The organism is Nonomuraea muscovyensis (assembly GCF_014207745.1).
GTDB classification, from domain to species: Bacteria; Actinomycetota; Actinomycetes; order Streptosporangiales; family Streptosporangiaceae; genus Nonomuraea; species Nonomuraea muscovyensis.
In genome coordinates this window covers 1,823,238-1,840,517 of record NZ_JACHJB010000002.1, presented here as the reverse complement: position 1 = coordinate 1,840,517, position 17,280 = coordinate 1,823,238, and the positions used below count along the sequence as shown (strand labels likewise).

Genomic DNA, 17,280 nt, shown 5'->3' with positions numbered 1-17,280 from the left:
TCCGCTCCTCGTGGGACGAGGCGGCCTCGGCTCGGGCGCCTGCAACCAGACACCCGGCCCGGTCTCCTCTCCCGTTTCGTCGGTTGAGGTTCCAACGCCGCGCCCGCGCGGAGGGTGCACAGGGGCCGCGAGGACCCGTATGAACCCACACGAACCCGTACATATACGCACGGATCAGCGTGGACACCGCATGGACGCGGTGTGTTCACCAAATACCCGTGTGGCGGATATCACAAGAGGGCGGAGGCAAAGAAAGTCGCCGGGCGCGGGATGGCCTACGATCGGACCGCGATGCTCAAACTCCTGCGCCCGGCCATGACCCGGATATTCACCCCGCTTGGCAGGGCCCTGGTCCGCCGCGGTATCGGCCCCAACGCCGTCACGGCGATCGGCACCCTCGGCACCGTCGTGTCGGCCCTGGTCCTGTTCCCCCTGGGGCTGCTGACCGCCGGCGCCCTGGTCATCACGGTGTTCGTGCTGTTCGACCTGCTCGACGGGGTGGTCGCCCGCCTCGGCGGCAAGGGGGGCAGCACCTGGGGGGCGTTCCTCGACTCCACGCTCGACCGGGTCGCCGACGCGGCGATCTTCTCCGGGCTTATCCTGTTCTTCATCTCCCGTGACGACGTGCTGATGGCCGCGGTCGCCCTGTTCTGCCTGGTGGCGGGCACCCTGGTGTCCTACGCCAAGGCCAGGGCCGAAGGGCTCGGGCTCACCTGCGACGTGGGCCTGGCCGAACGGCCCGAGCGGCTGGTGGTGGTGCTGGTGGCCACCTTCCTCGCCGGGCTGGGCGTGCCGTACGTGCTGCCCGCGGGGATGTGGCTGCTGGCGGCGGCGAGCGCCGTCACGGTGGTGCAGCGCGTGGTCCATGTCCACCGGCAGACGAGGGAACGATGAGCGACAAGCCGTCCGTCACCGATCGCGTGGTCGCCGCGGGTTTCGCGGCGGGCTGGAAGCTGGTGCCCCTGCTGCCGCCCCGGCTCACCCGCGGGGCCTTCCGCCTGGGCGCCGACCGGGTGTGGGCGCGGCGCGGCAAGTCGGTGCGCCGCCTGGAGTCCAACCTGGCCCGGGTGACCGGCCTCGACCCCGGCTCGCCGGAGCTGCGCGAGCTGTCCCGGGCCGGCATGCGCTCCTACTTCCGCTATTTCGAGGAGATCTTCCGGCTGCCGTCCCTGAGGCCCGAGGAGATCGTCCGGCGCACCCGGGTGCGGGGCGCCGAGCTGATCCACGACACCGTCGCCTCCGGCAGGGGAGTGGTGCTCGCGCTGCCGCACATGGGCAACTGGGACGCCGCGGGCGCCTGGCTGGTCGCCGTCGGCCACCCGTTCGCCACCGTCGCCGAGCGCCTGCGGCCGGAGACGCTCTTCCGCCGCTACGTCGCCTTCCGCGAGGGCCTCGGCATGGAGGTGCTGCCGCTCACGGGCGGCGACGGGCACACCTTCGCCGCCCTCGCCATGCGCGTACGACGGGGCGGGGTCGTCTGCCTGCCAGCCGAGCGCGACCTGACCAAGAGCGGCGTCGAGGTCGACTTCTTCGGCGCCAGGACCAAGGTTCCCGCCGGCCCGGCCCTGCTGGCCGTGCAGACCGGAGCGGCGCTGCTGCCCGCCACGGTCTACTTCGCGGGCGACGACTGGGGCATCGAGATCCACGAGGAGATCCCGCTGCCGGCCGAGGGCGGCCGGCAGGAGAAGGTGGCCGCCATGGCGCAGGGCCTGAGCCACGTCTTCGAGAAGGGCATCACCGACCACCCCGAGGACTGGCACATGCTGCAGCGGCTCTGGCTGGAGGACCTGACCCGATGAAGGTCGGCATCGTCTGCCCCTACTCCTGGGACATGCCCGGCGGGGTCAAGCAGCACATCGACGACCTGGCCCAGGCGCTGATGGCCCAGGGCCACGACGTGTCCGTGATCGCGCCCGCGGCCGACGACGACGAGCTGCCCCCGTACGTGGTCGGGGCCGGCCGGGCCGTGCCCGTGCCGTACAACGGGTCGGTGGCGCGCATGTCGTTCGGCTTCCTGTCGGCGGCCCGCGTGCGGCGCTGGGTGCGCGACGGCGACTTCGAGGTGCTGCACATCCACGAGCCGCTGGTGCCGAGCCTCGGCGTGCTCGCCTGCTGGGCCGCCAGGGGCCCGATCGTGGCCACCTTCCACGCCTCGTGGGTGCGCTCGCGGGCCATCGCGGTCGCCGAGCCGCTGCTGCGCAGCGCCCTGGAGAAGCTCAGCGGGCGCATCGCCGTCTCCGACGCCGCGCGCAAGAGCCTCGTCGAGCAGTTCGGCGGCGACACCGTGCTCATCCCCAACGGCGTGACCGTGGCCCGCTACGCCGAGGCCGAGCCGCTCGACGGCTGGGGGCCCGACGGGGCCACGCTCGGCTTCCTCGGCCGGATGGACGAGGAGCGCAAGGGCCTGCCGATCCTGCTCGACGCCTTCGCCCTGCTTGCCCCCGAGCGGCCCGGCCTGAAGCTGCTGATCGCCGGTCCCGGTGACGCCAAGGACGTCTACGACCGGGTGCCCAAGAAGTTCCACGACCGGGTCACCGTGCTCGGCATGGTGAGCGAGGCCGACAAGATCCGCGCCTACCACTCGGTCGACGTCTTCTGCGCGCCCAACACCCGCGGCGAGAGCTTCGGCATCGTGCTCGCCGAGGCCATGGCCTCGGGCGCGACCGTGCTGGCCAGCGACATCCCGGCCTTCCGCAAGGTCCTCGGCGACGGCCAGGCCGGGGCGCTGTTCGCCAACGGCGACGCCGCCTCGCTGGCGCGTGAGGCCGCCGCGCTGCTCGACGAGCCGGACCGGCGGGCCAAGCTGGCCGAGGAGGCGCTGGTCGCGGTCCGCAAGTACGACTGGTCGACGGTGGCGCGCGACGTGGTCCGGGTCTACGAGACGGTGACCGCGGGCGGCGCCGGCCGCGTGGAGGAGGACCTGTGACGCGCGGCGGTGCGCGCCTTCCGGAGGGGATCCTGTGACGTCCACCCTGATCATCCTCGTCGTGGGCATCGTCATGGTGCTCCTGGCCGTGTACGTCTCCTGGCGGGCCGGTCGGCTGGACCGGCTGCACATCCGGCTGGAGCTGGCCGGCGAGTCGCTGGAGGCCGCGCTGATGCGCCGCCGGGCCGTGGTGCTCGAACTGGCCGGCTCCCGCCTGCTCGACCCGGCGACCTCGCTCGTCCTCGCCGCGGCGGCCCACGAGGCCAGGATCGCCGGGCCGGAGGAGCGCGAGCACGCCGAGAGCGACCTGTCGCGCGCCCTGCGCGCCGCCGTCGACCAGGAGCGCTTCCGCGAGAGGCTGGCGGAGGCGCCGGGCGGCAAGGACCTGCTGGAGGAGCTGGACGCGGCCGTGGCCAAGGTCGTCTACTCCCGGCGCTTCTACAACAACTCCGTGGGGGTCACCCGTACGGCCCAGCGGCGCTGGCTGGCCCGCACCCTGCGCCTGGCCGGGCACACGGAGTACCCGAGCTTCTTCGAGATCGACGACGATCCACCAGCGGCAATGGCAACCGAATGACCTCATTTGGCCAGACCGGTAAGCTTCTTCCGTTTCTGGGCTGAAAGCTGAGGAGTTGTTCAGGTGCGCCTACCCCGGATGATCGCCGTGACGCTTGCCGGAGCGTCCGTGCTGCTGCCCGCGGCGGCGTGCTCGTCAGAGGAGCCCGCCGCGGGCCAGGCCCCGCAGGCCGCCACCGCGGCGCCCACCCCCACCGAGCAGGAGACGCCGGCGGGCGAGCCCCACCCGTTCACCGGCAAGCCGGGAGCGCCGCTCAGGCCGGTCCTCACGGCCAAGATCGAGAACACCGCGGCGGGCAAGCCGCAGCTCGGGCTCAAGAGCGCGGACATCGTCTACGTCACGCAGGTCGAGGCCGGCCTGACCCGGTTGATCGCGGTCTTCTCGTCCAAGATCCCGGCCAAGATCGGCCCGGTCCGCAGCGCCCGCATCTCCGACCTGCACCTCGCGCCGCAGTTCGGCAAGCCCGCCTTCGCCTACTCCGGCGCGCAGACCAAGATGCTGCCGTTCATCGCCCAGGCGTCGCTGTTCGACGTGTCCGACAGCCGGGTCCCGGGCGCCTACTTCCGCCAGCCGGGCCGGGTCGCCCCGTACAACCTGTTCGCCAACACCAAGCGGCTGCTGGCCGGGGCGCCCAAGGCGAGCAAGGCCAAGGACATCGGCTTCACCTTCGGCGACGCCCCGGCCGAGGGTGGCGTCGAGCGCACGTCGTACACGGTCAAATGGCCCGCCGCGCGCTTCACCTTCGCCTGGTCGGCGGCGAAGAAGCAGTGGCTCATCTGGCAGGACGGCAAGAAGGACATGGCCGCCGAGGGTGGCCAGCTCGGCGCGCCCACCATCGTGGTGCAGTACACCAAGACCGAGCGCTCCCAGTTCCACGACAAGAACCAGAGCTACACGCCGCTCGTGCGCACCGTGGGCAAGGGCTCGGCGATCGTGCTGCGCGACGGCAAGGCCTACAAGGCCCGCTGGGAGCGCAGGTCGGAGGAGAGCGGCACCACCTTCACCACCGCGGACGGCGAGCCGATGAACTTCGCGCCCGGCCAGGTCTGGGTGGCGCTCGCCAGCCGCACGCCCGTCACTCCGTGACGTACAAAAACCCCAAGGAATCATGACATCGTGGTATGTCGGGGGAAAGGTTGCTCAGGACCTACCATGGGGTTGGTAACTGACAGCATGCCGGAGGAGAGGCAGCCGGACCGGCCACCCGCCCGTGCGACGCGACGGCGTCCGCGACGAGGCGGGATGCGGGTGCGGAGGCTCGACCGATGAGTTCGTGAGGAAGACCGTGTCCAGCAGCACGCCCGAAGCCACGTCCACCACCACCCCCGCGCCGGGCGCCGTCACCGGTACGGCCCGTGTCAAGCGCGGCATGGCCGAGATGCTCAAGGGCGGCGTCATCATGGACGTCGTCACCCCCGAGCAGGCCAAGATCGCCGAAGACGCCGGCGCCGTCGCCGTCATGGCCCTGGAGCGCGTGCCCGCCGACATCCGCGCGCAGGGCGGCGTCTCCCGGATGAGCGACCCCGACATGATCGACGGCATCGTCGCCGCCGTCTCCATCCCCGTCATGGCCAAGGCCCGCATCGGCCACTTCGTCGAGGCCCAGGTGCTGCAGTCGCTCGGCGTCGACTACATCGACGAGTCCGAGGTGCTCACCCCGGCCGACTACGCCAACCACATCGACAAGTGGCAGTTCACCGTGCCCTTCGTCTGCGGCGCAACCAACCTCGGCGAGGCCCTGCGCCGCATCACCGAGGGCGCGGCCATGATCCGCTCCAAGGGTGAGGCCGGCACCGGCGACGTCTCCAACGCCGTCACCCACATGCGCACGATCCGCGGCGAGCTCAAGCGCCTCGCCTCGCTGCCCGAGGACGAGCTGTACGTCGCGGCCAAGGAGCTGCAGGCGCCGTACGAGCTGGTGGCCGAGGTCGCCAGGAGCGGCAAGCTGCCCGTCGTGCTCTTCACCGCCGGTGGCATCGCCACCCCGGCCGACGCCGCGATGATGATGCAGCTCGGCGCCGAGGGCGTCTTCGTCGGCTCCGGCATCTTCAAGTCGGGCGACCCGGCCAAGCGCGCCGCCGCCATCGTCAAGGCCACCACGTTCCACGACGACCCCGACGTCATCGCCAAGGTCTCCCGCGGCCTGGGCGAGGCCATGGTCGGCATCAACGTCGACGAGATCCCGCAGCCGCACCGCCTCGCCGAGCGCGGCTGGTAGCCGTCCGCCTTCCGGCGTGACATCTGGCAAGAAATACCGAAAAAGGCGATATCCGCGAAGGATGTCGCCTTTTTCGTGTCAGATGGCGTTCACCGGTGTGTCATGGAGTTCCGTCACGCTACGGAACGATCCTCTCCCTCGCCCCAGGAGCCCCCCATGACGCAGTTCAACCGGCGGCACTTCCTCGTCACCGGCTTAGCCGCAGGCGCCGCCGCGGCCGTCCCCGCCACCGCCGCGCACGCCGATCCCACCCCTGGCCCCACCCCCGGTCCCACCGTCGATCCCGCGGCCGAGACGGCGCGCAGCCTGGCCTCGCGCGGCCTGCGCACCGACCCCTTCACGCTCGGCGTCGCCTCGGGAGACCCCGACCACGGCGGTTTCGTGCTCTGGACGAGGCTCGCCCAGCAGCCGCTCGCCGAGGACGGCCTCGGCGGCATGCCGCAGCGCCCGTTCGCCGTCCAGTGGCAGGTCTACGCCGACGAGCGCGCCCGCCGCGTGGTCCGCGCCGGCGTGGCCGTCGCCGCCCCCGAATGGGGCCACAGCGTGCACGTCGAGGTGGGCGACCTGAGCTCCGACCGCGACTACTGGTACCGCTTCCGCGTCGGCCCGTACCTGTCGCCCCTCGGCCGCGCCAGGACCGCGCCGCACCCCCTGTCCTACGGCGGGGCGCTGTCGATGGCGTTCGTCTCCTGCGCCCAGTACGAGCACGGCTACTTCACCTCCTACCGCAGGCTCGCCGAGGACCACCCCGACCTGGTGCTCCACCTGGGCGACTACCAGTACGAGTACACGAAGAACACCTACACCATCCCCGGCGGCAACGTCCGCCACCACGAGGGCCCCGAGACCGAGACCCTCGCCGGCTACCGCCAGCGCCACGCCCAGTACAAGACCGACCCCGACCTGCAGGCCGCGCACGCCGCCGCGCCGTGGCTGGTCGTCTGGGACGACCACGAGCTCGACAACAACTGGGCCGACGAGGTGCCCGAGAAGCCCCAGGTGCCGCAGCCGGGCTTCCTGTCCCGCCGCGAGGCCGCCTTCCGGGCCTACTACGAGAACATGCCGCTGCGCCGCACCTCCATCCCGCGCGGCATCGACATGCAGCTCTACCGGCGCGTGCGGTGGGGCAGGATGGCCACCTTCCACATGCTCGACACCCGCCAGTACCGCGACGACCAGGGCTGCGGCGACGGCTACCGCGACTGCCCGGCCGCCGTCGACCCGGCCCGGTCCATCACCGGGGCCGAGCAGGAGGCGTGGCTGCTCGACGGCTTCCGCCACTCCCGGGCCCAGTGGGACATCCTCGGCCAGCAGGTCTTCTTCGCCCAGCGCGACAACAACGCCGGACCCGCCAAGGTCACCAGCCAGGACGCCTGGGACGGCTACACCGCCTCCCGCCACCGCATCACCCAGGGCTGGCTCGACGCCGGGGTACGCAACCCCGTCGTGCTAACCGGCGACGTGCACGCCAACTGGGCCGCCGACCTCAAACTCGACTACGACGACCCCACCGGCCCCACGGTCGGCTCCGAGCTGGTCACCACGTCCATCTCGACCGGCGGCGACGGCGCCGACTCCGACCCGGCGGCGCACCCCTTCCTGAAGATCAACCCGCACCTGAGGTTCTACAACAACCAGCGCGGCTACGTCCTGACGACCATCGACCGCGACCGGCTCACCGCCGACTTCAAGGTGGTGCCCCAGGTGCGGACGCCCGGCTCCGGCGTCCACACCCGGGCCACGTACGTGATCGAGGACCGGGTGCCGGGCGTCCAGCAGACGTACCTGCGCCCGCTCGACCCCGCGCTGCGCGCCCTGCCCGGCGTAACGGCCGAGGACACCGTCCGCCTGGAGACCGAACGCCCCTGACCCCTCACCCGGCGTCTTGGGGCACCTGAAGGAAGACGACGGGCCGTTCTGGTGTTGAATGGTCGGCGACCCGGCACCAGAACGGAAGGATCACCGTGCCCACGATCGGTGTACTCGCGCTCCAGGGCGACGTGCGCGAGCACGCGCGCATGCTCCAGGAGGCGGGCGCGACGGCCGTCGCCGTGCGCAGGCCGGCCGAGCTGGAGGCGGTCGACGGGCTGGTCATCCCCGGCGGCGAGTCGACCACCATGTGGAAGCTCGCCGAGACCTTCGAGCTGCTGGAGCCGCTGCGCCTGCGCGTCAAGGAGGGCATGCCCGCCTACGGCTCCTGCGCCGGCATGATCATGCTGGCCGACCGGATCGAGGACGGCATCGACGGCCAGCAGACCATCGGCGGCATCGACATGGTCGTCAGGCGCAACGCCTTCGGCCGCCAGGTCGACTCCTTCGAGTCCGACCTCGACTTCGCGGGAGAGCGGGTGCACGCCGTTTTCATCCGCGCCCCCTGGGTCGAGTCCGTCGGCGCGGACGTCGAAGTGCTGGGCAGGGCCGAGCCTGGGGATAGGATCGTCGCGGTCCGCCAGGGGCCACTGCTCGCGACGTCGTTCCATCCCGAGCTGACCGGGGACGCGCGCGTGCACCGTTACTTCGTAGACATGCTGAGGGAGCTCTAGGTTAATGTCCGGCCACTCCAAATGGGCGACGACGAAGCACAAGAAGGCCGCGCTCGACGCCAAACGCGGCAAGTTGTTCGCGAAGCTCATCAAGAACATCGAAGTGGCGGCCAGGACCGGTGGCCCCGACCCCGATGCCAACCCGACGCTCTTCGACGCCATCTACAAGGCGAAGAAGAACTCCGTGCCCAACGACAACATCGAGCGGGCGCGCAAGCGGGGCGGCGGCCTGGAGGCCGGCGGCGCCGAATACCAGACCATCATGTACGAGGGCTACGCCCCCGGCGGCGTCGCGGTGCTCATCGAGTGCCTCACCGACAACCGCAACCGCGCCGCCTCCGAGGTGCGCGTCGCGCTGACCCGCAACGGCGGCTCGCTGGCCGACCCCGGCTCGGTGTCCTACATGTTCAACCGCAAGGGCGTCGTCATCGTGCCGAAGAACGGCCTCGACGAGGACACCGTGCTCATGGCCGTCCTCGACGCGGGCGCCGAGGAGGTCAACGACCTCGGTGACGGCTTCGAGGTCGTCTGCGAGGCCGGCGACCTGGTGCCGGTGCGCAAGGCGCTGCAGGACGCGGGCATCGACTACGACTCGGCCGAGTCCAGCTTCCTGCCCACGATGAGCGTGCCGCTCGACGAGGACGGCGCGCGCAAGGTGTTCAGGCTCATCGAGGCGCTGGAGGACAGCGACGACGTGCAGAACGTCTGGGCCAACTTCGACGTCTCCGACGAGGTCATGGAGAAGCTCGACGCCTGAGCGACACGTCACGGCAACAGATGATTGTTCCGTGGCAGGGTGGCGGCAGGCCGCGTAGGGTCGGGCGACGTGATCTCCCCCATCCCTCCTCGACCCCCGTCCCCCGCGCTCGGCTGGCTGCTCCTCATGCCCGCCGTCGTGGGCATGCTGATCTCCCTGGTGCTGCCCAGCGTCCAGACGGTCCTGCTCAGCTTCGAATCGGGCGGGGCACTGACCCCGGGCACCCCCGCGGGCTTCGACAACTACGGTCGCGTCCTCGGCGACGGAGGCCCGTTCTGGGCCGCACTGGGCTTCTCGCTGTCGCTGGTGCTCCTGCCACTGCTCGTGGCGCTGGTCGCCGGCCCGCTGCTGGCCCTCGCCCTCGACCGGGCGGGCGGGCTCGTCCGCCGCGCGGGCGTCGTCGTGCTGTGGCTGTCGCTGATCGTGTTCTCGCCCACGGCCGTGGCCGCCTCCTGGCTGCGCGGGCTGCGGCCCGCCGAGACGGGGCTGGTGTCGCTGGTCAGGTCGCTGGGCGATCCCGCCACGGCCCCGGGCGCGCTGCGGCTCATCATCGCGGCGGCGACGTTCGGCGTGGTGTGCGCCCTGGCGGTGACGGCGTTCCTGCCGGCGCTGCGCGGCGGCACCCCGGGCCCGGCCGTCCTGGCGGTCGCGGGCGTCGTCGTGCTCGCCATGCTGGCCGCCGGGCTGCAGGCGTTCACCATCGGCGTCGCGCTGACCCGCGGCGGCCCGCGCGCAGCCACCCAGACGCCGGCCGGGCTGCAGTACGACTACGGGTTCGTCATGGCGCAGCCCGGTATGGGCGCCACGGTGGCCACGGTCACCGGGCTCGTGCTGGGGGTCCTGGGGGTGGCCGCCACGATCGTCGCGGTGGCGACCCGCATGCGCCTGTCGATCACTCCGCGCGCGGCCGGAAGTGCCGCGAAGGGCGGCTCGCCGGTCGCGGTGGCGGCGGGCGCGGCGGCCCTGGTGGTCACCGTCGCGGTCACCCTGGTGCTCACCTGGCCCTGGCTGTCGGCACTCACCGAGCCCGCCGAGTCCACGGGGACCGGGTTGCGCACCCAGGTCAACACGTGGGTGCCCGCCCTGGCCGGCGCCGTCGTCTCCGTGGGCACCGCCTACCTCGCCGCCCTCGGCATCGGCGGCCTGCGCCCGCTCGGCCGCCGTAGCGAGTGGCTGTTGCTGCCGTTCGCCCCCTGGCTGTTCGTGGGCGTCGGCCCGCTCAGCGTCGCCGGCTGGAGCAACTTCCGCGGGATGCGCCTCCTCGACACCTTCGCCGTGCTCGTCCAGCCGTTCCTCGTCAGCGTCCCGGCACTGCTCGTGCTGACGCTGCTGTGCAAGGGCCTGGCCGAGCGGACCGACCGCGACCTCCTCGGCGGGGTGGTCCTGCCGTCGCTGCCCATGGCCGGCGTCCTGACCGGCGCGGTCACCCTCGTCAACGCCCAGGACGTCCTGTGGCCCCTGCTGGTTACCCACGACCGCGGGCTGGCCACCGCGCCCGTCGCCCAGATGCTCCAGCTCACCCAGTTCGGCCGGACCGCGGTCGACGCCGCGCTGACCACCCCGCTGCCCGTCGTGGTGATCGCCCTGCTCGCCGTGGTCGCGGCCCAGCTCCTCTACCTCGACCGGCTGACGCTCACCGTGGGAGGCGAAAGTCGTTGGCCCATCCCGGCGACTCCTGCGTAGGTTGTCCCACTGTGGACATTCGTGACCTGACCCCCGACGACACCGACGCCATCCTCGACCTGCGCAGACGGTCGTTCGGCCCCGTCTCCGCCGCGGACGCGGACAAGTGGCGCAAGGCCGTGGGCCCCGTGATGGCCGAGGGCCGCTACCTCGGCGTGTTCGACGGCGACCGGCTGGCCGCCGGCGCCCGCGTGCGCGCGTTCACCCAGTGGTGGCACGGCAGGCCGCAGCCGATGGCGGGCGTCGCCGGGGTCACGGTCAACCCCGAGGACCGCGGCAGGGGCGTCGGCACCCGGCTCATGCGCGCGGTCGTCGACCGCGCCGCCGAGCTGGGCGACGCCGTCTCGGCGCTGTATCCGGCCACCACCCCCGTCTACCGCGCGACGGGCTACGAGCACGCCGGCGCCCAGCACCTGATGGTCCTGCGCGCCGAGGCGCTGCGCTCCATCCGCCCGTCCGGCCCGGTGCGGCTGCGCCGGATGGGCCCCGCCGACGCGGCCGAGGTCGTCTCCGTCCTGCACCGTGTCCACGGCGCCGCCCGCGCCTCCGGCCCCATCTCCTGGGACGAGCGCACCTGGGCCCTGTGGCTCGCCGAGGAGGACGACTTCCTCTACCTCGCCGAAGACGGCTACGTCGTCTACCGGTGGGACGACGGCGACATCCGTGTCGCCAACCTCGTGGCCGGCTCCGAGCGGACCGCCCGCGCGCTGTGGTCGCTGGTCGGCTCCTCCTCCTCGATCGCCGAGCACGTCACCGCCCCCGTCGCGCCGGACGACCCGGTGCTGTGGCTGACCCGCGAACGCTCGAAGGAGAAGGCCACGGACATCCGGTGGATGTTCCGGGTGATCGACCTGGCGGCGGCCGTGGCGCGCAGGGGCTACCCGGCAGGGGTCGCCCTCGACGCGACGCTCGACGTCGACGACCCCCTGCGGCCGGGCAACACCGGCCGGTGGCGGCTGCGCGTCTCGGGGGGCCAGGGCGCCGCCACCCTCCTGGGGGCCGCCACACCGGCCGCTGACGGCCCGGGGGACGGCTCCGGGTCTCCGGCCCCCGCGATGCCCTCCGGGGGCCCCAGGCTCACGATCAACGGCCTCTCGGCCCTGTACGCGGGCATCCCCACAGCCACGCTGCGCCGTAGCGGCCTCCTGTCGGGGGACGACCGCCACGACGAGGCCCTCGACACGACCTTCGCCGCCCGGCCGTACATGCTGGACTACTTCTGACCCCGCCCCGGCCACCCCAGGTCGCCATCCTCGCCGCGATCCGCCCGCCCGAGCCGCCGTCCGCCCTTCCGCGCCGCCTGTGACGTCGTGGCGGTGACACGGCGTCCGGCCAGAAACGGCGGGCGTTTCGCGATGCGCGGCCCCCTCCGGCCGGGGTAGAGTCTCGTGCCGAACACATGTTCGGCGCGGTGGCGACACCGGTGCCGGTGCCGGTGACGCCGCCGGCCCGCCGCGGGCGACCCCGCGCCCGGACGACGTGCGGTGATGGCTGGCCTGGCGGGAGGCGGACGGGTGCGGGTGATGGGCGTCGATCCGGGGCTGACCCGATGCGGGGTGGGGGCGGTCGAGGGCCGTCCCGGCGCGCCGCTGTCGCTGGTCGCCGTCGGCGTGGTCCGTACGGGCGCCGACGAGGACCTGGGCACCCGGTTGGTGGGCATCGAGGCCGGCATCGAGCGGTGGCTGGACGAGGTGCGTCCCGACGCCGTGGCCGTCGAGCGGGTCTTCAGCCAGCACAACGTCCGCACCGTCATGGGCACCGCCCAGGCCGCCGGCATCGCCGTCCTGTGCGCCGCCCGTCGCGGCCTGCCCGTCGCCCTGCACACCCCCTCGGAGGTCAAGGCCGCCATCACCGGCAGCGGCACCGCCGACAAGAAGCAGATCGGCGCCATGGTGACCCGGCTGCTGCGACTCAGCGAGATGCCCAAGCCCGCCGACGCCGCCGACGCCCTCGCCCTCGCCATCTGCCACGTCTGGCGGGGTGGCCCGCAACACCGCCTCGCCGAGGCCGTCGCCGCCGCCAAGGCCCGGGCCAGGACCGGCACACCGCCGCCAGGACACGGAAGCGGAGCCCGTGCCGCCCGAAGGCCGTGACCCGACGTGGTCGCCGCGCCCCGCGAGCACGTGCCAGGCTGGGAGGGCCGCGCCGTGACGGCATCGCACGGAAGGGGACGTGAGACTGTGGCCGTACCTCTCACCTGGAAGGACATGACGCTGTGATCGCTTCGGTGGCCGGGCGGGTGGCGGCCGTCGCTCCCGACGGCGCGGTGATCGAGGTCGGCGGGGTCGGCATCCTCACCCACTGCACCCCCGGCACGCTCGCCAGGCTCAAGGTCGGCGAGGAAGCGCGCCTGGCCACGTCGCTCGTGGTCCGCGAGGAGTCCCTCACGCTGTACGGGTTCGCCACCGACGACGAGCGGGCCGTCTTCGAGCTGCTGCAGAGCGCCAGCGGCGTCGGCCCCAAGCTGGCCCTGGCCATGCTCGCCGTCCACACGCCCCACGCGCTGCGCGTCGCCGTGGCCGCCGCCGACCTCAAGGCCCTCACCAAGGTGCCCGGCATCGGCCAGAAGGGCGCCCAGCGCATCGTCCTGGAGCTCAAGGACCGCCTCGGCACCCCCGCCACGGCCGTCGACGCCGCGCTCAACGGCGACCGCGGGACGGCGCCCTGGCGCGAGCAGGTGCACTCGGGCCTCGTGGGTCTCGGCTACTCCGCCAAGGACGCCGACGAGGCCGTCGCCGCCGTCGAGCACGAGGCCGACGCCGACCTGGTCGCCGGCCGCTCCCCGCAGGTGGCCGCCCTCCTCAAGGCCGCCCTCCGCTCACTCAGCGCCCGATGACCGCCCCGCGCGGCGTCCTGCCGGTCGCCTCCTGGGGCGCCCTGTCCGGCGCGCCGGGCGGCGGGCGCCGCCGCACCCGCCAGGCGCCGGAGTGCCGTACGCTCGCAGGGCCCGCGCGCCGCCACCCGGGCGCGGCGGACAGATGGCGGCGCGCCCGCGAGGACGCCCGCGAGGACGCGCGGAAGGAGGAGGCGTGAGCCTGGAGCGCGATCTCGTGTCCCCCGACGCCGAGGGCGACGAGCTGCAGATCGAGGCGGCGCTGCGGCCGAAGCGGCTGAGCGAGTTCATCGGCCAGGGCCGGGTCCGCGAGCAGCTCTCGCTGGTGCTGGAGAGCGCCATGCGGCGCAACCGCCCGCCCGACCACGTGCTGATGAGCGGCTCGCCCGGGCTCGGCAAGACGACCCTGGCCATGATCATCGCGGTGGAGCTGAACGCCCCCCTGCGCATCACCTCGGGTCCCGCCCTCGAACGGGCCGGCGACCTCGCCGCGATCCTGTCCACCCTCGCCGAGGGCGAGGTGCTGTTCATCGACGAGATCCACCGGATGGCCCGCCCCGCCGAGGAGATGCTCTACCTCGCCATGGAGGACTTCCGCGTCGACATCGTCGTCGGCAAGGGCCCCGGCGCCACCGCCATCCCGCTCGACATCGCGCCGTTCACCCTCGTCGGCGCCACCACGCGCGCCGGGCTGCTGCCCGCGCCGCTGCGCGACCGCTTCGGCTTCACCGCCCACATGGACTTCTACGAGGTGGCGGAGCTGGAGCAGGTGCTTCGCAGGTCGGCCACGCTGCTCGGCGTGACGCTGCCCGGCGAGGGCGCCCACGAGATCGCCCGGCGCTCGCGCGGCACACCGCGCATCGCCAACCGGCTGCTGCGCCGGGTGCGCGACTTCGCCGACGTCCGCGCCGGCGGGCTCATCGATCGGGACATCGCCTCCGCCGCGCTCGACCTGTACGAGGTCGACGCCGAAGGGCTGGACCGGCTCGACCGGGCGGTGCTCGGCGTGCTTCTGCGCAAGTTCGGCGGCGGCCCCGTGGGCCTGTCGACCCTCGCCGTGGCCGTGGGGGAGGAGCCGGAGACGGTCGAGGTGGTCGCCGAGCCGTTCCTCGTCCGGCAGGGCCTGCTGGCCAGGACCCCGCGCGGCCGGGTCGCCACCGCGGCGGCCTGGCACCACCTCGGTATGAAGCCGCCCCCCGACGCGTTCGGAGCGGCGCATTTCGACTGATTACAAAACGGTTGCAACCGTTTCGAATAGGGAACTTCTCCGCGCGCCGAAACGCTGCCTCGTTGCCGCGTTTCGCAACAAGCGCCTACACTCCGTGGCTTGGCTGGCTGTGTAGGCTGATGGGCTGAGCGGCGCGGCCCCGACGCTACGCGTGGAATTTCCGGCGCGAGGCCGGTGTCAACCTCTTGAACGACTATGGAAGGTCGCCTCTCATGGAGCAACTCGGAAGTATCCTGCCGCTGATTCTTCTCGTGGTGGTGTTCTACTTCCTGCTGATCCGCCCGCAGCGCAAGCGGCAGCAGGAGGCGCTCAAGATGCAGAGCAACCTCACTCCCGGCACCCGGGTGATGACCACGACCGGCCTGTTCGCGACCGTGGTCGTCGTTGACAACGAGGACGTGATCCTCGAGATCGCCCCGGGCGTGGAGACCCGCTGGGTCAAGGCCGCGATCGGCCGTGTGGTGACGCCGGGCGACCCCGTGGCCGACGCCGACGACACTGTCGCGAGCACCGCCGGCGAGACCGCCGACGACAGCACGGACCGGCCCGCGGCCGGTGAGATCGGTGGCAAGGACGACGACACCGCGGAGCGCAACGACGGACACGACACCAGGAAGTCCTGACTAGGCTCTGCGACAAACCTCTATCCGAAAGAACAGACGACCAGTGGCCCGACCGACCAGCAGCCACAGTAAGCCGGGGCGAACGCTCCTGCTGCTCCTGGCGCTCATCCTCGCCCTGGGCGGGACGATGTTCCTGCAGAAGGCGTTCACGCCGAAGCTGGGACTCGACCTCGCCGGCGGCACGACGGTGACCCTCTCACCCGTGACTCAGAACGGTGCGGCTCCCCCCGAGGAGATCCTGGACCGCGCGGTCAACATCATCCGCGACCGGGTCAACGGCACCGGCATCTCCGACGCGGAGGTCGCCAAGTCAGGCGACAACATCATCATCTCCATCCCGGGCGTCGGGCAGAGCGAGGCCATCAAGCTGGTCGCGACCACGGCGGAGCTGCGCTTCCGCCAGGTGCTCGCCATGGAGGCCACGCAACTCCCGCAGGAGCTCACCACCCAGCCCGCGACGCCCAGCGCCGCCCCGTCGGGCAGCGCGTCGCCCGAGCCGACGGCCTCGCCGTCGAAGTCGGCCAGGTCGGAGCCCTCGAGCCCCCGGTCACCCGCGGCGGGCACGCCCAGCGCCTCCCCGACGGGCAAGGCCCTGTCGTCGGCGCTCACGGCGCAGGCCCCCGATCCCACGCCGACGGCCACCCGCGCCCAGAAGGACGGCCAGTCGGACGCCAAGCAGCAGTCCGACCGCCAGCAGAACGACCAGCAGCAGGTGCAGAAGAAGGGCCAGGACCCCAAGGCCAGCCCCACCCCGAGCCCCACGGCCACGCAGCCGCAGCAGGATTCCGGCGTCAACACCAAGGGCATCGACCCCGCCGTGCTGAAGCAGTTCAACAGCCTCGACTGCGCCGACCCCAAGAACCGCGGCCAGGGCGTCCAGGACGACCCCAACAAGCAGTACGCCGGTTGTGAGAGTGACGGCAGCTTCAAGTACGTGCTCGACGTGGCCAAGGTCGTCGGCACCGACATCGACACCGCCTCGGCCGGCGTGCGTCAGGGCAGCACCGAGTGGGTCGTCCAGCTCGACTTCAAGAGCAAGGGCGCGGGCGAGTGGAGCAAGCTCACCTCCGCCGCCTTCAACTCGCCGGAGCCCCGCAACAAGGTGGCCGTCGTCCTCGACGGCGTCGTGATCACCGCCCCCAACATCATCAGCCCGATCCCGGGCGGCCGGGCCGAGATCACCGGCGGCTTCAACCAGAAGAGCGCCACCGAACTGGCCGAGCAGCTCAAGTACGGCGCGCTGCCGCTGAAGTTCGAGCGCAGCTCGATCGACACCGTCTCCTCCACGCTGGGCCAGGACCAGCTGATGGGCGGCCTGATCTCCGGCATCATCGGTCTGGCGCTCGTGGTCGTCTACTGCCTGCTCTACTACCGCGGCCTGGGCATCGTGGCCGTGCTGAGCCTCGTCGTCGCCTCGATCCTCACCTACCTGGCCGTCGTCGTGCTGGGCCACAACGCCGGTTTCCGGCTGTCGCTGCCGCACATCATCGGCCTGGTGGTCTCGATCGGCATCACCGCCGACTCCTTCATCGTGTACTTCGAGCGCATCCGCGACGAGATGAAGGAAGGCCGGCGGACGCTCCGCGCGGCCGTCGAGGTGGCCTGGGTCCGCGCCCGGCGCACGATCCTGATCGCCGACGCCGTCATGTTCATCGCCGCGGTCGTGCTCTACGCCCTCGCGGTGGGCGGTGTCGCCGGGTTCGCGTTCGCCATGGGCCTGACCACGCTGATCGACATCGTGGTGGTGTTCATGTTCACCAAGCCGTTCATCGCGCTGCTGGCCAGGCTGAAGTTCTTCGCCAAGGGACACCCGCTGTCCGGCATCGACGCCGAACGCATGAGCGCTCACCCCACCGGCTCGAGCCGCCCGACCACCCCGCAGGAGGCCTGAC

The 17,280-nt window shown here is 72.2% G+C and carries 17 protein-coding genes; all 17 read left to right on the top strand.

Annotated features, from left to right (window positions below; all coding sequences use genetic code 11):
• Window positions 1-291: 291 nt before the first annotated feature.
• The 17 genes from pgsA to secD all read left to right on the top strand — a co-directional run bounded on the left by pgsA (window position 292) and on the right by secD (window position 17,279).
• Window positions 292-894 carry a phosphatidylinositol phosphate synthase gene (gene pgsA / locus FHU36_RS25275; RefSeq protein WP_185086340.1) on the top strand — a complete coding sequence of 201 codons (603 nt, stop codon included), beginning with the start codon at window positions 292-294 and terminating at the stop codon, window positions 892-894.
• On the top strand, window positions 891-1,799 hold the full coding sequence (locus tag FHU36_RS25270) for a phosphatidylinositol mannoside acyltransferase (protein ID WP_185086339.1): 909 nt from the start codon (window positions 891-893) through the stop codon (window positions 1,797-1,799). The genes pgsA and FHU36_RS25270 overlap by 4 nt, the downstream gene beginning before the upstream one ends.
• Window positions 1,796-2,926 carry a glycosyltransferase family 4 protein gene (locus tag FHU36_RS25265; protein WP_185086338.1) on the top strand — a complete coding sequence of 377 codons (1,131 nt, stop codon included), beginning with the start codon at window positions 1,796-1,798 and terminating at the stop codon, window positions 2,924-2,926. Before FHU36_RS25270 ends, FHU36_RS25265 begins: the two co-directional genes overlap by 4 nt.
• Before the next feature lie 34 nt (window positions 2,927-2,960).
• On the top strand, window positions 2,961-3,503 hold the full coding sequence (locus tag FHU36_RS25260) for a hypothetical protein (protein ID WP_185086337.1): 543 nt from the start codon (window positions 2,961-2,963) through the stop codon (window positions 3,501-3,503).
• A 63-nt stretch (window positions 3,504-3,566) separates the two neighbouring features.
• Window positions 3,567-4,589 (top strand): DUF3048 domain-containing protein, encoded by a 1,023-nt coding sequence (locus tag FHU36_RS25255; RefSeq protein ID WP_312891803.1) that lies wholly within the window; start codon window positions 3,567-3,569, stop codon window positions 4,587-4,589.
• A 199-nt stretch (window positions 4,590-4,788) separates the two neighbouring features.
• Entirely contained in the window at window positions 4,789-5,721 is a 933-nt protein-coding gene (gene pdxS / locus FHU36_RS25250; RefSeq protein ID WP_185087608.1) for a pyridoxal 5'-phosphate synthase lyase subunit PdxS, read from the top strand.
• Between the two features lie 156 nt (window positions 5,722-5,877).
• Window positions 5,878-7,590, top strand: a complete 1,713-nt coding sequence (locus FHU36_RS25245; RefSeq protein ID WP_185086336.1) for an alkaline phosphatase D family protein — start codon at window positions 5,878-5,880, stop codon at window positions 7,588-7,590.
• A gap of 95 nt (window positions 7,591-7,685) precedes the next feature.
• Entirely contained in the window at window positions 7,686-8,264 is a 579-nt protein-coding gene (gene pdxT, locus FHU36_RS25240; protein ID WP_185086335.1) for a pyridoxal 5'-phosphate synthase glutaminase subunit PdxT, read from the top strand.
• 4 nt (window positions 8,265-8,268) lie between these two features.
• Complete coding sequence (locus FHU36_RS25235) at window positions 8,269-9,021, top strand: YebC/PmpR family DNA-binding transcriptional regulator (protein WP_185086334.1); 753 nt, start codon at window positions 8,269-8,271, stop codon at window positions 9,019-9,021.
• A 69-nt stretch (window positions 9,022-9,090) separates the two neighbouring features.
• Window positions 9,091-10,704: an ABC transporter permease family protein gene (locus tag FHU36_RS25230; protein WP_185086333.1), complete on the top strand. Its 1,614-nt coding sequence runs from the start codon at window positions 9,091-9,093 to the stop codon at window positions 10,702-10,704.
• Window positions 10,705-10,715: 11 nt separating this feature from the next.
• Window positions 10,716-11,927, top strand: a complete 1,212-nt coding sequence (locus tag FHU36_RS25225; RefSeq protein WP_312891802.1) for a GNAT family N-acetyltransferase — start codon at window positions 10,716-10,718, stop codon at window positions 11,925-11,927.
• A gap of 291 nt (window positions 11,928-12,218) precedes the next feature.
• Window positions 12,219-12,797, top strand: a complete 579-nt coding sequence (gene ruvC / locus FHU36_RS25220) for a crossover junction endodeoxyribonuclease RuvC (RefSeq protein WP_185087606.1) — start codon at window positions 12,219-12,221, stop codon at window positions 12,795-12,797.
• 122 nt (window positions 12,798-12,919) lie between these two features.
• Window positions 12,920-13,540 carry a Holliday junction branch migration protein RuvA gene (gene ruvA / locus FHU36_RS25215; RefSeq protein ID WP_185086332.1) on the top strand — a complete coding sequence of 207 codons (621 nt, stop codon included), beginning with the start codon at window positions 12,920-12,922 and terminating at the stop codon, window positions 13,538-13,540.
• Window positions 13,537-13,737 carry a hypothetical protein gene (locus tag FHU36_RS25210; RefSeq protein WP_185086331.1) on the top strand — a complete coding sequence of 67 codons (201 nt, stop codon included), beginning with the start codon at window positions 13,537-13,539 and terminating at the stop codon, window positions 13,735-13,737. Before ruvA ends, FHU36_RS25210 begins: the two co-directional genes overlap by 4 nt.
• Window positions 13,683-14,765 (top strand): Holliday junction branch migration DNA helicase RuvB, encoded by a 1,083-nt coding sequence (ruvB, locus tag FHU36_RS25205; RefSeq protein WP_185086330.1) that lies wholly within the window; start codon window positions 13,683-13,685, stop codon window positions 14,763-14,765. Before FHU36_RS25210 ends, ruvB begins: the two co-directional genes overlap by 55 nt.
• A gap of 212 nt (window positions 14,766-14,977) precedes the next feature.
• On the top strand, window positions 14,978-15,388 hold the full coding sequence (gene yajC / locus FHU36_RS44830; protein WP_246502561.1) for a preprotein translocase subunit YajC: 411 nt from the start codon (window positions 14,978-14,980) through the stop codon (window positions 15,386-15,388).
• A gap of 43 nt (window positions 15,389-15,431) precedes the next feature.
• Window positions 15,432-17,279 carry a protein translocase subunit SecD gene (gene secD, locus FHU36_RS25195; protein WP_312891799.1) on the top strand — a complete coding sequence of 616 codons (1,848 nt, stop codon included), beginning with the start codon at window positions 15,432-15,434 and terminating at the stop codon, window positions 17,277-17,279.
• Window position 17,280 lies beyond the last annotated feature (1 nt).

Coding starts and splice junctions, on each gene's coding strand:
- FHU36_RS25265 (WP_185086338.1), top strand. CDS start 1,796: ATGAAGGTCGGCATCGTCTGCCCCTACTCCTGGGACATGCCCGGCGGG.
- yajC (WP_246502561.1), top strand. CDS start 14,978: ATGGAGCAACTCGGAAGTATCCTGCCGCTGATTCTTCTCGTGGTGGTG.
- FHU36_RS25245 (WP_185086336.1), top strand. CDS start 5,878: ATGACGCAGTTCAACCGGCGGCACTTCCTCGTCACCGGCTTAGCCGCA.
- pgsA (WP_185086340.1), top strand. CDS start 292: ATGCTCAAACTCCTGCGCCCGGCCATGACCCGGATATTCACCCCGCTT.
- FHU36_RS25235 (WP_185086334.1), top strand. CDS start 8,269: ATGTCCGGCCACTCCAAATGGGCGACGACGAAGCACAAGAAGGCCGCG.
- FHU36_RS25270 (WP_185086339.1), top strand. CDS start 891: ATGAGCGACAAGCCGTCCGTCACCGATCGCGTGGTCGCCGCGGGTTTC.
- FHU36_RS25210 (WP_185086331.1), top strand. CDS start 13,537: ATGACCGCCCCGCGCGGCGTCCTGCCGGTCGCCTCCTGGGGCGCCCTG.
- ruvB (WP_185086330.1), top strand. CDS start 13,683: ATGGCGGCGCGCCCGCGAGGACGCCCGCGAGGACGCGCGGAAGGAGGA.